Origin of the sequence: Providencia sp. PROV109 (assembly GCF_033681625.1) — a bacterium.
Taxonomy (GTDB): Bacteria; Pseudomonadota; Gammaproteobacteria; order Enterobacterales; family Enterobacteriaceae; genus Providencia; species Providencia hangzhouensis.
On sequence record NZ_CP096320.1, the window covers coordinates 4,536,061 to 4,552,289 of the forward strand.

At 40.0% G+C, this 16,229-nt stretch carries 16 protein-coding genes; 2 read left to right on the top strand and 14 right to left on the bottom strand.

What is annotated here, in order from left to right; all coding sequences use genetic code 11:
- Positions 1-46 precede the first annotated feature (46 nt).
- Both M1F25_RS21075 and M1F25_RS21080 read left to right on the top strand, forming a co-directional pair.
- Complete coding sequence (locus tag M1F25_RS21075; RefSeq protein ID WP_004262965.1) at positions 47-997, top strand: carbamate kinase family protein; 951 nt, start codon at positions 47-49, stop codon at positions 995-997.
- Positions 998-1,138: 141 nt separating this feature from the next.
- A complete protein-coding gene (locus M1F25_RS21080) occupies positions 1,139-2,527 on the top strand; it encodes an amidohydrolase family protein (RefSeq protein ID WP_096863515.1) in 1,389 nt (462 codons plus the stop codon).
- A gap of 44 nt (positions 2,528-2,571) precedes the next feature.
- Here M1F25_RS21080 and M1F25_RS21085 read toward each other — a convergent pair whose 3' ends face one another.
- From M1F25_RS21085 to M1F25_RS21150, 14 genes are all read right to left on the bottom strand, one after another.
- Complete coding sequence (locus tag M1F25_RS21085; RefSeq protein WP_112307994.1) at positions 2,572-3,546, bottom strand: nucleoside hydrolase; 975 nt, start codon at positions 3,544-3,546, stop codon at positions 2,572-2,574.
- A 24-nt stretch (positions 3,547-3,570) separates the two neighbouring features.
- Positions 3,571-4,572: a LacI family DNA-binding transcriptional regulator gene (locus tag M1F25_RS21090; protein WP_181488913.1), complete on the bottom strand. Its 1,002-nt coding sequence runs from the start codon at positions 4,570-4,572 to the stop codon at positions 3,571-3,573.
- 76 nt (positions 4,573-4,648) lie between these two features.
- Positions 4,649-6,034 (bottom strand): MFS transporter, encoded by a 1,386-nt coding sequence (locus M1F25_RS21095; protein ID WP_004262975.1) that lies wholly within the window; start codon positions 6,032-6,034, stop codon positions 4,649-4,651.
- Positions 6,035-6,265: 231 nt separating this feature from the next.
- Positions 6,266-6,517, bottom strand: a complete 252-nt coding sequence (locus tag M1F25_RS21100; protein WP_181488915.1) for an acyl carrier protein — start codon at positions 6,515-6,517, stop codon at positions 6,266-6,268.
- Between the two features lie 3 nt (positions 6,518-6,520).
- Positions 6,521-8,221, bottom strand: coding sequence for a hypothetical protein (locus M1F25_RS21105; protein WP_181488917.1), 1,701 nt, complete (start codon positions 8,219-8,221; stop codon positions 6,521-6,523).
- Between the two features lie 72 nt (positions 8,222-8,293).
- Positions 8,294-9,460 (bottom strand): hypothetical protein, encoded by a 1,167-nt coding sequence (locus M1F25_RS21110; RefSeq protein WP_181488919.1) that lies wholly within the window; start codon positions 9,458-9,460, stop codon positions 8,294-8,296.
- A 3-nt stretch (positions 9,461-9,463) separates the two neighbouring features.
- Positions 9,464-10,792, bottom strand: coding sequence for a type III secretion target, IpaC/SipC family protein (locus M1F25_RS21115; RefSeq protein ID WP_181488921.1), 1,329 nt, complete (start codon positions 10,790-10,792; stop codon positions 9,464-9,466).
- Positions 10,793-10,812: 20 nt separating this feature from the next.
- A complete protein-coding gene (gene sctE, locus M1F25_RS21120) occupies positions 10,813-12,726 on the bottom strand; it encodes a type III secretion system translocon subunit SctE (protein WP_181488923.1) in 1,914 nt (637 codons plus the stop codon).
- Positions 12,727-12,736: 10 nt separating this feature from the next.
- On the bottom strand, positions 12,737-13,258 hold the full coding sequence (sicA, locus tag M1F25_RS21125) for a type III secretion system translocator chaperone SicA (RefSeq protein ID WP_110592716.1): 522 nt from the start codon (positions 13,256-13,258) through the stop codon (positions 12,737-12,739).
- A gap of 92 nt (positions 13,259-13,350) precedes the next feature.
- Entirely contained in the window at positions 13,351-13,845 is a 495-nt protein-coding gene (locus M1F25_RS21130) for an EscU/YscU/HrcU family type III secretion system export apparatus switch protein (protein WP_250690682.1), read from the bottom strand.
- A 10-nt stretch (positions 13,846-13,855) separates the two neighbouring features.
- Positions 13,856-14,473 carry an EscU/YscU/HrcU family type III secretion system export apparatus switch protein gene (locus tag M1F25_RS21135; RefSeq protein WP_250690681.1) on the bottom strand — a complete coding sequence of 206 codons (618 nt, stop codon included), beginning with the start codon at positions 14,471-14,473 and terminating at the stop codon, positions 13,856-13,858.
- Positions 14,474-14,493: 20 nt separating this feature from the next.
- Complete coding sequence (gene sctT, locus M1F25_RS21140) at positions 14,494-15,288, bottom strand: type III secretion system export apparatus subunit SctT (RefSeq protein WP_094960861.1); 795 nt, start codon at positions 15,286-15,288, stop codon at positions 14,494-14,496.
- Positions 15,285-15,557: a type III secretion system export apparatus subunit SctS gene (sctS, locus tag M1F25_RS21145; RefSeq protein ID WP_004262998.1), complete on the bottom strand. Its 273-nt coding sequence runs from the start codon at positions 15,555-15,557 to the stop codon at positions 15,285-15,287. The genes sctT and sctS overlap by 4 nt, the downstream gene beginning before the upstream one ends.
- A gap of 13 nt (positions 15,558-15,570) precedes the next feature.
- The gene (locus M1F25_RS21150) at positions 15,571-16,227 is read right to left on the bottom strand and encodes an EscR/YscR/HrcR family type III secretion system export apparatus protein (protein WP_172767530.1); all 657 of its coding nucleotides are present in this window, start codon (positions 16,225-16,227) and stop codon (positions 15,571-15,573) included.
- Positions 16,228-16,229 lie beyond the last annotated feature (2 nt).

Below are 16,229 nucleotides of genomic sequence, written 5' to 3' on the forward strand. Positions count from 1 at the left end.
TGTACACCTACTATCAGCTAAATCTCTGTCTCAGGAAACATTAACAATGAAAGAACTCGTGGTTGTTGCCATCGGGGGCAACAGTATTATCAAAGATAACAACAGCCAGTCTATCGAAGCTCAAGAAAAAGCCGTTCAAGAAGTCGCACATCATATTAGTGACATGCTTGAAGGTAATTACAACATTGTTTTGACCCATGGAAATGGACCTCAAGTTGGATTAGATTTGCGCCGTGCAGAAATTGCACACGAAACCGAAGGTTTACCTTTAACACCGCTGGCTAACTGTGTGGCAGATACTCAAGGCGGAATTGGCTATTTAGTTCAACAAGCTTTGACTAACGTCTTAGCGAAACGCCATAACCGCCAAGCAATTACGGTAGTGACACAAGTTGAAGTCGATAAAAACGACCCAAACTTTAGCGCGCCAACCAAGCCGATTGGGGCATTTTTTACTGAGCAACAAGCTCAGCAATTACAGCAAGAAAACCCAAACTGGCATTTTGTTGAAGACTCTGGTCGCGGTTACCGCCGTGTGGTGGCCTCCCCCGAACCAAAACGTGTGATTGAATCACAAGCGATCCGCACTTTAACAGAACACAATTATGTGGTGGTTGCTGCAGGTGGTGGCGGTATTCCAGTCATTGATAACGGCAATGGTGGCTACAAAAGTGTTGACGCGGTGATTGATAAAGACCTCTCAACAACTTTACTGGCGAAAGAGCTCAATGCCGATATTTTAATTATCACCACAGGTGTCGAAAAAGTGTGTATTCACTTCGGCAAACCTGAACAAAAAGCGCTTGGCGAAACCAGCACTAGCGACATGCAACGCTACATGGAAGAAGGCCATTTCCCAGCGGGTAGCATGTTACCGAAGATTGAAGCTAGCCTATCGTTTATTGCTAATGGCGGTAAACGTGTGATCATCACCACCCCTGAAAAGCTACCAGAAGCCTTACGCGGTGAAACGGGAACCCATATTGTTCAAGGGTAAGTTTCTATAATCTGGATCATGCGAATTTTTTGTTAGTCGCAAACCGCAATATTCCTCAGATCGTTTGATGACGATCTGAGTGGGTAAGTGTCGCTTAAAAACAGGAAATTCGACAGTAAATGGATATCACTAGGAGTTTCTATGAAAGCAGAAAAATCATCAGGCAGAAGAGAGTTCCTTTCCACCAGCGCTAAAGTCGCAGCCGCTTGCACTTTATTCGGCGCGGTATCGGGCTTTGCCTCCGCTCAAGACCAAACTAGCCAAAAAGCAGGCCAGTCCAGTATTACGGATAAACATTATTACCTCGATGACGTATTACTCGAAACTGGCTTTAATTACCAAGATTCAACGGTCGTCGGCACCCAAACCGCATTACACACTGTAGAAATCCGGGACGGTAAAATTGCAGCCGTTTTACCGAATAAACAGCATGCTGATGGCACATTAAATGCCTATAGTGCGCAAGGCAAACTGATGCTACCGGCCTTTCGTGACATGCATATCCACCTTGATAAAACCTTCTATGGCGGGCCATGGCAAGCGCCACAGTCACGTGAAGGCAAAACCATTATGGATATGATCGCATTAGAGCAAAAATTGCTACCTGAGTTACAACCTTTCACGGAAGAAAGAGCGAATGCGCTGATCGCACTGATCCAATCCCAAGGATCGACCATTGCTCGTAGCCATTGTAATATCGAGCCCGTTTCCGGTTTAAAAAATTTAGAAGCCTTACAAAAAGTGCTTGGTGAACACCAACAAGACCTAACTTGCGAAATCGTCGCCTTTCCGCAACATGGTTTATTACATTCCAAGTCAGAGGGTTTAATGCGTGAAGCCATGCAAGCAGGCGCTCATTACGTTGGCGGTTTAGACCCAACCAATGTAGATAGCGCGATGGAAAAGTCTCTCGATTCGATGTTCCAAATTGCACTGGACTACAACAAAGGCGTGGATATTCATCTGCATGAAACGAGCCCTGCAGGCGTTGCCGCTATCAATTATATGATTAAAACGGTGGATGAAAACCGCAGCTTACGCGGTAAAGTGACCATCAGCCATGCCTTTGCACTGGCAACACTCACCCCTGAACAAGCGGAAAAAACGGCAAAACAGTTGGCTGAGCAGCAAATTACCATTGCCTCTACCGTCCCGATCGGCACACTGCATATGCCACTGAAAACCCTAAATAAAAATGGGGTATTTGTGATGACCGGAACGGATAGTGTGATTGACCATTGGTCGCCCTTTGGCCTAGGCGATATGCTAGAAAAAGCCAATTTATACGCGCAGCTTTATACTCGCCCTGATGAGCTATCGCTGTCCCGTTCACTGGCCATCGCAACAGGTAATATTCTACCGTTAGATGAAAAAGGCCAACAAGTGTGGCCAGCTAAAGGCGATGACGCCAGCTTTGTGCTGCTTGATGCATCTTGTTCTGCTGAGGCAGTCGCACGGATTTCCCCAAGGTTCGCGACTTTTCATAAAGGCCATTTAGCCCACGGAATGATGCCGAAGTCTGCTTCATAGTGATAAGAGAATAGCGTCTATAGGCGCTATTCTTTCATGTCACACTATTTTTTCAGTTTAAGCGTATTAAAGATTAAATCTAATAAACCTGAGTTATCTACGGATTGCAGCACAGTAATTGGCTTTGTTTTTGGTTCAGGAACCCCGACCCGTAAGCGCAGTGCGTCATAGCAAAAGCTTTTACCGCGCAGCACTCCCTGAAGCTCAATACCTACGTGCTTTTTATCATAAGTCACCAGGCTCTTATCCAATAACCATGCTACGGTTAACACATCATGTATCCAACACCCTGCTAAATGGCGTGTCGCACGTGAATAGTCCATCCACGGTCGCATTGTTGCCACAAGAAAACGGCTCAGTGGTGTACCAATTTGAGCAAGCTTATCAAGATCTTCATGCACCATTTGTGTTTGTACTGTGACATCCATCGGCACTAAAGTCAGGTTTGCTCCACTATTAAGCACCGCGTAGGCCGCTTCAGGGTCGACGCCAAAATTGGTGTCTTTCAAGTACCCCGGCACGTTAAAAACCGCCCCCATGATCACTATCTCTGCCACGTTTTGAGCCATGTCAGGAAACAGTTGCATTGCTATTGCGATATTGGTTAATGGGCCAATGGCAATAATCGTGACTTGTTTTGGGTTCTGGCAAACTAACTCGCCAATACGTAACGCGGCTTCTGGGATAGACTTCGGTAAGCTAGGTATGGATGGAAGGCCATCCCATAGGTGCGTAAGTTGCGCTCGTTCAGCGCCGTTATCGAGTAGTTCACGCCATGGTGCGCTAGTTTCAACCAACGCTGACGACGCACCACGATAAACAGGAATATTTTCACCCAGTGAATGAACTAAATGACTAGCAACGTCAAAGCCAATTTCGCTAGGTGTATTACCCGAAACTGTGGTGATCATTTCCAATTTGATTTCAGGTGCAGCGATAGCCAGCGCAAGTGCTAGGCCATCATCAACATTAGCACCAACGACCCCATTACCGGGGTCGCAATCTATAATCACACGCATAAATTTCCCTGAAACAATAAATAATCAGCACCCACATGAGTGCCCGATTTGTAATTCAAATTCCACTTCACAAATGGCTTCTTTTTGCGGCCAATTTTGTAAGATGTGTATCGCTTTTTGCGCTATTTTATCAACAGGCTGGCGAACAGTTGTGAGAGTTGGAACAGTATATTCTGATTGCACGGTACCGTTAAAACATACCAGTGCAATGTCTTCTGGTACGCGTAATTTTAATTCTGCTAAGGCTTTTAAACAGCCAAAAGCTTGCAATTCATTCGTGGCAAAAATAGCTTCGGGGAATCCCTCTTCCCGCATCTGATAGATAGCTTGGTAACCCCAATCACGGGTGTATTCCCCCGATAAAATCCATTTTTGTTGTATGGATAACTCCGCTTCTGTCAGCGCAGATTTCCAGCCATTTAAGCGGTCTTGTGTGTTGAGCATCTCATTCGGGCCACAAATAATGCCAATATTTTGATAACCATGCTTAATAAGATGACGGGTAATTTTATAGGCGGCCAGTTTCTCATTCACTTGAATGGTACTGATCCCTTCTGCGGCTTCAATCCTATCAAGCATCACACAGGGCGTGCCTGATGACTGAATTAAATCAACATAGGGATGCCGGTCAACACTGGTATAAATTAACCCTTCCACCTGCCTTAACAGCAGGTTATTAATCAGCTCTTTTTCACGAACCCGAGAATCCCCCGCATCCCCCAGTAACAAAACATGCCCATGTTTAAACGCTTCACGCTGCAAAGCATGCGCAATAGAGGCTAAAAAGGGGTTAGAAATATCGGGGATCACTAGCCCATAAGTTTGCGTGCTCCCCGAAGCTAGGGCTTTTGCAATACCATTTGGCCGATACCCCGTTTTTTTGATTGCTGCTAACACCTTTTGCCGCGTTGCCTCTGCAACAGGACGAGGGCCATTGTTAATCACATAACTGACTACCGCAACCGAGGTTCCGGCTTCGCGGGCAACATCTACCCGCGTCACTTTACGGTCATTTGTATCTGACACCCAGCAATTCCTTTTTCTAACATGACTTTGCCAAAGAATAGCAGCCACTCTGACTTTTATATACAGCCATGCTTACTTATATCGCATCTTCTGGCAGATTTAGGTCACGGCCTCGCGTTTCCGGTGCAAAGAATGTAGTTACTAAACCAATACATGCCATCGCAATAAAATAAACGGCTATCGGCCACCAATGCCCTGTCCATGATAGTAATGCAGATGCCACCAGCGGCGCAGTACCACCAGATAAAATAGAACCAAGCTCTTTAGCGAAAGCCATTTTAGTATAACGATTACGTACACCAAATAACTCCACGCCCCAAGCTGCTTGTACGCCAAAAATCCCTAGTGATGCTAACCCCATCCCAATAACAATGGTTGGAATAACAATCATTGGCTCTCGGGAGTCTAATAACATGAAAGCGGGCACGGCATACAACATCAGTAAAAAACAGAACCAGCGATAAACAATCCGACGCCCAAATTTATCTGATAACCACCCGGCAAATGGAATGATGGCAAAACCAAGGATTGAAGCAATTAAAACTGCCGTTGTTGGCACAGATTTATCAACCAACAATATTTTGGTGACATAACCGATAATAAAGCCTTGAGCAAGATAAGATGGGCCGTTTTCACCAATACGTAACCCGACCATGGTCCAAAACGCACGCGTTTTTTGCCAGAATGAACGGTTATCTACAGGGTGAGCGACAGCATCAGATTCCAATGCGAGGCGGCGTTCTTCAGCAAGCTGTTCTTTTTGCCGCTCAAAAACTGGCGTCTCACGCATATGTTGACGAATAAATAATGCCGCCAATGCAATCAAAATACTGCCAAGGAAAGGAATCCGCCATCCCCATGACATCAAACTTTCTTTGTCCATTTGTAACACTATCAGCCAAATCATTGAGGCCAGTAATGTTCCACTGTTGGAGCCTAATGCAATAATCGAAGAAACTAAACCACGGCGTTTTACTGGCGCATATTCACCTAGCATCACAGTACCACCGGATAGCTCAGCTCCCGCCCCTAAGCCTTGAGCAAACCTTAGGATCACCAAACAAACAGGCGCCCAAACACCAATTTGTGCATGGCTGGGTATCGCACCAATGAGTGTGGTGGATAGCCCCATCAATGCAATCGTGATGACCATAACCATTTTTCGGCCATGTTTATCACCTAGCCAACCAAAAAATAACGCGCCAATCGGACGTGCAATAAACCCGACTGAATAGGCTGCAAAACTGGATAACAGCGCCATAATAGGCGTTGCATCAGGGAAGAAAACATCACCGAAAATAATACCTGCCGCTAAACCATAGAGAGCAAAGTCTGCATATTCCATGGTTGTGCCCAACCAACAAGAAAAAATCGCACGCCGAAAATCTTTCTTTCCTTCTGGTGTACTTAACCGTTCTTGCGCAGCTTGTTGGTTCGCCTCGATGTTTAATTGTGTAGCCATAGTGATAAACCCTTGGTGTTGGCGCGAAGCCTATTAATCAAAAAATCTAACTGGCGTTTTTTATTTACTTAAAGGATAGTCTACGCGCGTAGAATTAAGCAAACGAGGGTATGCTATTTTGTGAGCGTTATCACTTGATGACAAAAATATGAATTTTAGATGACTGAAATAACACGATAGGAAATAAATAAACAAAAGCCATGCTCGAATAAATACCATGGCTTTCTGTTTTTATTTGACACTCAATAGATACTCGACAATATCCTGTAAATTATACCATTTCATCCAAATTTCATCCTGAATAGGGACTTTAGTATATTGCTCAATGGCTGCTATCAACTCTAACATTTCCAAAGAATCAATATGCAAATCTCTTATTAGGGCTGAGTCCATGGTAAAAGATTCCGTTATTCCTGAATAAGTCCGGATTTCCTTAATTTTATTTTCTACCCATTGTTGCTGAATTAAATTCTGTGCTGTCATTTCTTAACCTTTTTCAGAACGGGTAGTATTATCGTTATAGCGTTCTTTATCTGCTTGATTACGGGTTAACGCCCCCATCTCCGTTAACGTGACTGATTGGCTTGTTTTCGCATCAGATAACTGCCACGTTATCCTCTTTTCTCCTGTTACTTCATCAACAATTTCTGTAGATTTAAAGCTGCTACTGAATGTATTGGTATTATTGGGGATCCCCATTTTTTCCGTACTTGACGCTATCGGCCCACTCGCATAACGTTCTTTATCAGCTTGGTTACGGGTTAGCGCCCCATGACCTGATAAGGTGATATTTTTTTCTTCCGGAACTTTAGCTTGCCAACTTTTTTTCGTTTCACCCGTCATCTTGTCAGTAACTTCAACTAATTCGAAGCGTCTCGCTGACACCATTGGTTTAGGAAGTAACGCGTTTATATCGGGACTAAACTTAGACTCAGCAGATGCTAATGGTTTGCTACTGGCATGTGCAGATGGATCCCGCGAACCGTCCAGAATGCTTTGGCGCAACTCATCAGCCAAAGAATGCCCCTTTTCCACTGCGTTTCTAGCTAATGCCACCTGTGGATTATTATTAACTTGAGGAATATCTAACGTGCTTTCAAACCTAAGTATACTGGGCTTATTGTCACCCTCTTCGGGGCTATTTTTTTGAACTAACTCGGGTGTTCGGCTATCTACTGTTTTATTTTCAAACTGGCTCGTTTTTGTTCCGTCGTTATTCACAGCAACCAGTTCTTTTAGCATCACATCAGATTTATAAGGAGTTGAAGCCGAACTATTAGGTGATATAACAGAACTCGTGCCACCATCCACACTATCTTCTGGCTTAACATTTTTCTCGGAGCATGGTGTTACCACATTTTCAGTTTTAATATCCGTATTTATAGAAATACTCAACTGCCCCATAATTTCGATTTGTTGTTCCAACGCTGAAAATATATTATGTACCTGCAAAAGTCTATCAACTGATTTATCAGCTTTATGTTTTATCAGCTGGTTTTTTGCTTCTATAATTAACTCTTCTTTTGTTTTTTGAAGAGATGCATCGAATAATTTATCTATCGGTAACTCTTCGATGGTTTTTTCAGATAAAAAAGGTCTTAATTTTTCTTTAATTGCAGGATAAACATATTTATCAGTAAAGCGTTGGTTAAGTTCATCAATATTTTTATCGCTCAAGATATTATCAAAAAGCTCCGCTTCAAGCGCTTTTTGCGATGATTTAAGCACTTGCTTAAGATCTTTATCACTATTACTTTTATTAACTTGCTTAATTAATTCTGCAGCGCAGTCTAATACCTTTGACCCTTTAATTTCATCCGGAGTCAATAGCGTTAAAACAATGAGTGCATTTTCAGGTTGATACTGCAATTTTTGTCCTTGGAGATCGCCACTATGCCCCAAATTTAGGGTGTTATTTATCATTTCTAAACTAATATCAGGGTATTTCTCAGTTAATAGCGATTTAATTATATTCGCCTGTAATTTCTGGTTATTCGAATGTAGTTCTTCACTTTTACTTGAAATATTAAATGTTTTATCAATGACCTGTTCTTTTATAGGAAAATAAGTGTCCTGGCCTACATTATTAACTGAGTTTATATTATTTAAAAATGATACTGGCCGATCATTTTTTTTGGATACTGGTAATGCATTATTTACAGCTGATGTCGTGTTAATTTTCCCCATCCCTTCACCTTATTAATATATAATAATATTTCTAAAACTATTTATCCTACGAAAAAAACCGATATTCATCTATTACATATTGACATAGCCATTATTATATTGTTGTAAGTCTTTATATAATTGAATAAGTAACTGAGTTAAAGTTTCAAAGTGACTATTATCTTGTCGAAAGGTTTCTAATAAACGAGATACGGAGCTATTAATCGCGTTTTTTTGGCTATCTATCGCTGTTTGTAAACTTTGAAACTCTTGAGACATAATGTCACTACCATCATTCCATGCGCCGGATGAGTGATTAATCGCATGAAACATCTCTTTGACTGGCTTTAAATCAGGGTAAATACACAGTTTTCCATTACTCTGTTTTATCACGAACCCTTGGTCTGTCAATTTTTTTTCCCAGAACTCGTATTCTTTTGTACCACCTTTAATCTCCATTAGCGGTTTGGCATCATCGAAATTGGGACTCCACTTACCATAATAATTACCATAATCTTTTAAAGTAAGTGATTTTTTTATCTCTTCTAATTTGTTTGCCAGCTTTTCGTATTCTCTCAGCTTACCTTTTTGAATCGCGTGAGCCCATTTCTCAAGGGCGCCACCCGTTCCTGCTATTTCCTCTATTTGTTTTTGTAATTTTTTTACCTCTTCTGTCTCACCAAGAACCTCAATCTCCATACTCGTACCAGAGTATTTCGACACAATGCTATCCATATCTCTCAATACATGCTCTTTGGCAAATTTTATCTTGCCATCATCCCCGGCTTTCATATGACGAGACAGCTTACTGGCTAGCGTGTTCATATCTTGCATATATTGAGTTGACGCCTTAACTAATTCACCGTATTTTTTTTGATAATTTGTATGAATATTATCAATCAAACCAGTCAGCCTATTAATATGCGAGCGGCCATCTTCGAGAGTCTCCGTTCTTCTCGTGGCTCTTAATGCTTTAGCCTCCTCATAAGCATCATTTGCGCTCTTATTTTCACGTACCAACATTCTTGCCCTAAGCTGTATATTTTCAGGGGAATCATTTTGTGGTCGTTGCTGATAAACCCCCTCCGGTACGCTATATTGCATTTGTCGGAACACATCCAGCACTTGTTGGTGAGGCATAAGTGACTCATCAAAAGTAATCCCCCCCCCAAAAAGGGGGAGGTGTGGTTGCTCTGTTGATGTCGCCTGCGGCGAAAAATGAGAAATGTTGTCTAGACGAGAAGGAGATGTAATATCCATTCTTTAGCCTCTCACCATACTTTGCATTGTTCTTAGGCTACCTTCACGAATTTCACGTAAATGTTCTTGCATTTGTTTCGCAAGATCCTGGCTCTTATCGATTTGTTTGTCTTTATCGGAGTAAACTGAACGCGCAGTATCCGCAACGGATTGTTCAATCATTTTATCCGCTTCCGCCGATTTCACATTGACTTGATTTGACGCCGTCGCGAGTTGACCCGCATTGTCTGACATTCGAGAAGCTTGCTCTGCCACCCCCATTTGCACTCGAGTTTTATTCATGATTTGGTCGTGCTTCTCATGCTGTGAGGCACCCAAATCTCTTGTACGTTTACCAGCCTCCTCAATCCTTTGATTTGAAAGGTTTTTTTGACTTTGTGAAGCTTGATTACCCAACGTCACTGTTGAGCCATCTTTACCCGCCAGACTCAATGTATTCGGCTTCGTTGAGACGCTCTCTGTATTTCCATTTAACCCCGATAACTTACTAGCACCACTGATATTTTTATTGCCTGGTATCAAGTTATGTTTTATTGATTGCTGTTGCTGGCGCAGCCCTCTTGCTTGGAAGGCTCCGCCTGCAGCTGTAATTGCAAGAGCCGTAAAAAAGCCCATCATAGCCCCTTTAAAGGTTTCTTTACCTTCACGAATCGTTGAATCCGCAGAAGCTTGTACCATTTTGGCATTTAATTGCAGAAACTCCGCACTAATACGACGATCTGAAATGTTTATCTCTGCCATCACTTTGCGAATAATTTTCGACAACTCCACCAGTAAGTCATTACTAATAATTCCAACAAACGTGTTGTTTTTAATGCCATCAATAAGCTCTTGACCTTTATTACCACCTTCAACCTGCCCAGAAGGCGAATCTTTGAAGAAACTGCTGGCAATCAATAATTGAACAGCTTGAGACATTTGTTTTAAATCGGCTTCATCTGGAAGCTGAGCATCTCCAACCAACTGTTCAATATGACTTTTTTCTTCTTCTAATACCTTGCCAATTGCCTGTCGAATATTTTCTGGTGTCAGTGTTCGAAAAGTATGAAGATCATCCAATGTGGCTAATTTATCGGAATTCGTTAACGCAGAAATTTCCGCTAGCATCTGGTCATCATGCATTGAAAATTGAACCATTTTTAATAATGGCTTATCCAGCACCATCTCAGCCCCTGACGCCATTGCATGCACATCATTTAAATGCACGCTTTGCAGTAAAGGAATGGCTACTGTTTTTGTATTACTGTTAATTGTCGGGGAAACGCTACCAAAACTGACAGGCTTATGAAATAAAACTGGCTTATTTGATTCTGATTGAATATTAAGACTCATTTGATAAATTCCTATATTAACTATGCAAAGCGGGCTGTTTTCAGCATATTGACTTTCGTTTGACCTGATTGATTTAATGACGCCAGTATTCCGCTAAACATTTCCTCAAATTTCTCATAGTTTTGAGACATGGACTTCAGTAGATTTTTTAATAACTCATCCAACGCTTGAATGGTTTCACTGTTAAGCATCATATCTGCAAGCATTTCTTTCATATCTCGAATTTGCCCCGCGGCATGCAAATTTAGCCCTCCGGTTGTTGCCGTATTCGCAACCATCAATGTCGCTCCAGTCCCCTTCATACCCACTTCAAGGCGAGCCACTGCAACGCTTTGTGTTTTAGCCGTGTTTACGGCTTTATCTGAGGTTTTGGTGATATCCGTAATATTGTCTGCTTGGTCTGCCGCTTTATCGGCCGCTTTCACGGTGTCTTTTATGTCATCAGCTTTTCTCGCTACCTTAGTGGTAGTTTTTACTGCTTGCTGTAAGTCATCAATACTATCGGCCAACTTGTTAAATTTAGTGAGCACCACCATATTATCCGCCGATTTTCCTACCTTACCGGCTCCATTCGCGATATTACCTAAGGCATTCATTAAACTATTTGGCATCGATTTAATAATGCTTTTCAATAATGTTCCTGCGTTTTTAGCAAGCGCTTTTACTGAGTTACTGGCAATATTGCCGATGTTTTTCGCAAAAGATGACATAGAAGCTAATGAAAGCGCTAGAAATGCGATTGCCGCCAAAATCATTCCAACAATACTGCCAATTTGTTTCGCTTTTTCCTCTGAGACACCAAAAGTCATCAGCATGTCGGTAACAACACTAGAAATTTCAGCCGCTAGCATCTGCATAAGGCTACTTTGTCCCGTTTCTTCCAAAACGATATCAGCCACTGAGATAGCAATACCGATAGCAGCAACTGCAAGCGTTAGTGGTGCAGCGGCGCCAAAAGTCGCAACAGTGGCGACAACAGACACAGCAAGCATCACATAGCTAAAAATTTTACTCGCACAAGAGGCCGCTTTGTTCGCTTCATCAGCTTTACGCTGTGCTTCTTCCGCCTCTTTGGCTTTTTTATCTGAATCTTTGCGAGAAGCTTCATTGACTGTTGCCATCACGGCTTCTTGCTCTTTCATATTGCGAATCGAATCTTCATTCATCGCCTTTTTAAGTTGAGCGGTTAACATCGTAAGCAGTGCCAGCGTGTTTTCCCATTTTTCACCATCAATCTCGACTCGTCGTGGCGCTGTTTCTACAAATTGATTGAGTTTTTTTGCATCCTCACCTGCACTTTTCGCATAATTACCAGCCGACTCAAGCAAGTTATCGATTTTGGTGCCTAAATTTGTAATTTTTGTATTTTCTGCCTTAATTTGCTGCTTAATTTTCTCTTGGTTTCCACCCTTCAAAGACTTGAGATTCGCTAAACGCTCTTTACTTTCGGCACGCTCTTGTATTAAAGCATTAGCTTCGTTATTAAGTGCACTGGCCTTGTCCGTATTACTTGTAAAAGAACTTAATAAATCATTTCCTTTTTCTCGAAGTGTATTTGATTCTATATTTAACAATTGGAGGCGATTAGCTAGCTCACTAATATTCCCTTCATGTAATAACTGGCGTAATGCCGTAAGGCTACCAACAAGTACTGAAGCCGCATTAAACCCCTCTTCTTTTAGGAATAATTTTTCTTCTTTTGCCGCGGCTGCCTTGAACATAACGGATAAATTATTTTTAGGTGCAGGTAATTGTGGTGCATTTTCAATACGGCTGCGCTTCATCTGCTCTGTTGACGTTAATTCTTCACACGCCATTTCTAAAGCTAATACCGACTTGATGCACTCATCCCCTAATCCAATAGGATTACTGCCTTGTAGAAATGTATGAATATTATTTATTCGTTCATTACTTGAATTGATAATTTGAACCATATAATTTCCTCTACGTTATATTAGGGTTTTTATTTTCTAAATTTGTCTTTTCTAATTTTTTTTCTAATGCGGCTAAATAAGCTTGAGATTTATTTTTTAAATCAATATCTGTACTGCTTTTTACAACGCTTTCAAAACAATGAATTGCGGCACTGCTTTTTTTCATCATTAAATTGCACTGTCCTGCATGGAATAGTGGGCGGTAATCATTTTTTGCCAATACAAATGCGAGAGCATATAATTCAGTTGCTTTGTCATACCGTTTCGTTAATTGATAGACAGCAGCAAGTCCCATCACATAATCTGTATTATAGAAATCATAAATACTTAAAAATCGGAAAAAAGTTTCTGCTTCTTTTAATTTACCTTGTTGATAGAATTCGTATGCATAGGAATAAATGCCATCCATTGTACTTTGTGGGATCCCGTGAATATCTTTATAAGTTGCACCATCCATTAGTGCAGTTGTAATATTGTCAAGTAATTCTTCCATATCAGATTGTTGAAAACTCTCTGTTTCCGCATTATTCATATATTTACCTTATTGTTGATATGTAATGCATAACATATACTTTATGCTTGCATCATAATTAACCGATTTGATTCTTTCTTTAAAAAAACGATTTAAGTAATAAACAAATTATTAAGCTCGCTATTATTTTTCGAATATGCCTCGTTCTCTGATATTTTTTCTAATGCTTTATCAATATCGACTCCCATTTTTACTAATTCTATACGGATTAACCATGATATTATTTGCATAACATCCTCTAGTCCTTTTTCATCGATAAAACTATCATTTTTATATGACCGCCATATTTGCCTTGCTAAAACGATATCCCTAATAACGGGAACACCTTGCTGTTCCGCGTATTTAATAATTGCTTTTGCTTGTGAGCCTTTACTTTTAGAGAATAAAAAGGGCAATGGTGCAATATTCGAATCATAATAAATAAGCAATGCAATATGCGTTGGATTTGCCATTACAAATGTTGAATTACGAACATTTGATTTAACCTCTTCAGACAGTAATTCCTGATGCATTCCTCGACGTGCACTTTTGATATGAGGATCACCTTCATTATCTTTGTATTCCTTTTTAACCTCTTTCTTTTCCATTTTTAAGTTTTTAATATACAAAAAAAAATTCAGCTATTGCGTCAACCAAGATAATAATAAGAGCAACTGCAAGAAAGACGACAATAAATGTTACGCACAAACTAACCCATTGGCTAATCATCCCATTAATCATTGTTCGGTAGAGCATAAAAATATCTTTACGCCAAACAATAAAAAAGACTAATATTGATATAATAAAGACAATTAAATACAAAATCGCCTTAATTAACTCTTTCAATGAATTCAATGAAAATATTTTTTTAAATCCTGCAATTGGATTTAATTTAGTAAAATCAAGCTTTATTGCTTCACTGGCCAATCTAAATCGACTTTGTAATAAAGAAATAATTGTACCGGATAAAAAACAAGTAAATAGAACAGGTAATACAATACTTAAAAATATCGTGAAGAATTGCCAAAGTAGTGCATCAATTTTTATCTCCGTTGGGGATAAAAATATTTTTCGCATTAACCCACCCAGTTCATATAAACTAGATACGCCTTCAATAACAAATGCACTTACGACTAATACAATTGCCGCAACGCTATCTTTACTCTTAAAACTTTGCCCTTTTTTAGCTGAATCTCTAATTTTTTTATCCGTAGGTTTTTCTGTTTTTTCAGCCATATTTATTTATATCCATAAAATCAAGAAGAAAGGAATATGTCTCGCAGTGGTGAAATCGAAATCATATTGACTAATATCTCTGGTACCTCATTATGGAAATAAAGTAAAAAAACACAGAAAGCGATGATTGATTTTATTGCTAAAGATAATGAAAATGCATTTAATTGAGGGCAAAAACGGGAATATAGCCCTAAGGCAACCTCTGTAATAAATAATGTCACTAATATTGGGGCAGTTAAAACAACTCCACTGACGACCATTTTATTTAACCATTCCCCTAAAGGAAGGCTATTGAATGACGTAAATCCATGGGCAAAGGGTAATAACTGATAGCTCTGTGCGAATAGATTAGCAAGTTGATACATTCCATTTTGTGCTAAGAATATCATACACGTAATATGGTTTAATAATACAGCAAGCTCCGAAGCTTCGGTTCCACTCGCAGGGTCAACAATACTACTAATCGTCTCGCCACGCTGCGCATCAATTAATTCGCCAACAATATTGGCTATCATAAAAGGCAGCGCTAACATCAGTGCTAATACGAGTCCAATCGAAATTTCATAAATAAATACATCAACAAAATTAATTTCATCCCATTGTATTTCATAGGATGAAAAAAAAGGCCATAAACCTAATGCAATATAAGCCACCACACAGTTTTTAATAATCCCACCATTAAGTAATTTGTTACTTAAAAAAGGTAATAAAAACATCACTGGTGCAATTCTCAACCAAGCTAACGCTATTTTTATCAATCCTTCTTGAAAGATAAAATAGAGCGAGGACATCAGCGATAGTATTTCCTGATTCATCCGAATAACCCGATAGCAGGGATAGCAGCGCTTAAGGTTTCTAATGCGAAATTCATTACCTTATCGGATAACCAACCAGAGATCATAAAAAGTGAACCAAAAACAGCTAATAATTTAATACCAAAAGGTAATGTTTGCTCTTGAAGTTGCGTGACAGTTTGTAGTAACCCTACCAATAGTCCTACTGCAGTAGCCACTATTACTGGTATTGCAGATAATATAACGATTAATAACATCGTTTTGTTACTTAAATAAACGATTTGATCCATAGTATCATTCGCTTTAATGCTGTGCTAATTCAATGTATTGCATCACTAACCCCTTAGAAATCAGTGACCAGCCATCAATTGCAACAAATAGAATTAATTTAACCGGAATCGAAATTGTTACTGGGCTCATCATCATCATACCCAGTGCCAATAAAATGCTGGAAATAACTAAATCAACTACAACAAAAGGTAAATAAATATAAAAACCGATTTCAAAAGCTGATTTTATTTCGCTTAATGCATAAGCAGGTAATAAAGAAAATAATGTAGCTTTACCTTCATCGGCGGTTATTTCCTCTTCACTTCGACCTTGTTGTATTGATTCAAAGAACGTCACTAACTGTGGATCTGAATATTTTTTCAAATACGATTTATATCCCCCTAGCCCATTCTCAACAAAATTATCGATTGATTCGACATTACTAAAATCAACCTGTTCTTGTCGCATATGATTATTCACATCCTGTAAAACTGGCATCATAACGAAAATAGAAAGTAACAATGCAATACCATTTAATACCATAGTAGAAGGAACTTGTTGAACGCCCATCGCGTTGCGTACCATAATTAATACAATAGATATTTTTAAATAGCAGGTGCCTGCAGCAATAACAAATGGCAATAATGTCGAGAATGCGATAATCGCTAATAATGGGATCCCATCAGGTATCG

What these genes read in the sequence shown, in the direction of transcription:
- M1F25_RS21075 (WP_004262965.1), top strand. Translation starts at nt 47, where the DNA reads ATGAAAGAACTCGTGGTTGTTGCCATCGGGGGCAACAGTATTATCAAA.
- M1F25_RS21080 (WP_096863515.1), top strand. Translation starts at nt 1,139, where the DNA reads ATGAAAGCAGAAAAATCATCAGGCAGAAGAGAGTTCCTTTCCACCAGC.
- M1F25_RS21085 (WP_112307994.1), bottom strand. Translation starts at nt 3,546, where the DNA reads ATGCGTGTGATTATAGATTGCGACCCCGGTAATGGGGTCGTTGGTGCT.
- M1F25_RS21095 (WP_004262975.1), bottom strand. Translation starts at nt 6,034, where the DNA reads ATGGCTACACAATTAAACATCGAGGCGAACCAACAAGCTGCGCAAGAA.
- M1F25_RS21100 (WP_181488915.1), bottom strand. Translation starts at nt 6,517, where the DNA reads ATGACAGCACAGAATTTAATTCAGCAACAATGGGTAGAAAATAAAATT.
- M1F25_RS21105 (WP_181488917.1), bottom strand. Translation starts at nt 8,221, where the DNA reads ATGGGGAAAATTAACACGACATCAGCTGTAAATAATGCATTACCAGTA.
- M1F25_RS21110 (WP_181488919.1), bottom strand. Translation starts at nt 9,460, where the DNA reads ATGGATATTACATCTCCTTCTCGTCTAGACAACATTTCTCATTTTTCG.
- M1F25_RS21115 (WP_181488921.1), bottom strand. Translation starts at nt 10,792, where the DNA reads ATGAGTCTTAATATTCAATCAGAATCAAATAAGCCAGTTTTATTTCAT.
- sctE (WP_181488923.1), bottom strand. Translation starts at nt 12,726, where the DNA reads ATGGTTCAAATTATCAATTCAAGTAATGAACGAATAAATAATATTCAT.
- sicA (WP_110592716.1), bottom strand. Translation starts at nt 13,258, where the DNA reads ATGAATAATGCGGAAACAGAGAGTTTTCAACAATCTGATATGGAAGAA.
- M1F25_RS21130 (WP_250690682.1), bottom strand. Translation starts at nt 13,845, where the DNA reads ATGGAAAAGAAAGAGGTTAAAAAGGAATACAAAGATAATGAAGGTGAT.
- M1F25_RS21135 (WP_250690681.1), bottom strand. Translation starts at nt 14,473, where the DNA reads ATGGCTGAAAAAACAGAAAAACCTACGGATAAAAAAATTAGAGATTCA.
- sctT (WP_094960861.1), bottom strand. Translation starts at nt 15,288, where the DNA reads ATGAATCAGGAAATACTATCGCTGATGTCCTCGCTCTATTTTATCTTT.
- sctS (WP_004262998.1), bottom strand. Translation starts at nt 15,557, where the DNA reads ATGGATCAAATCGTTTATTTAAGTAACAAAACGATGTTATTAATCGTT.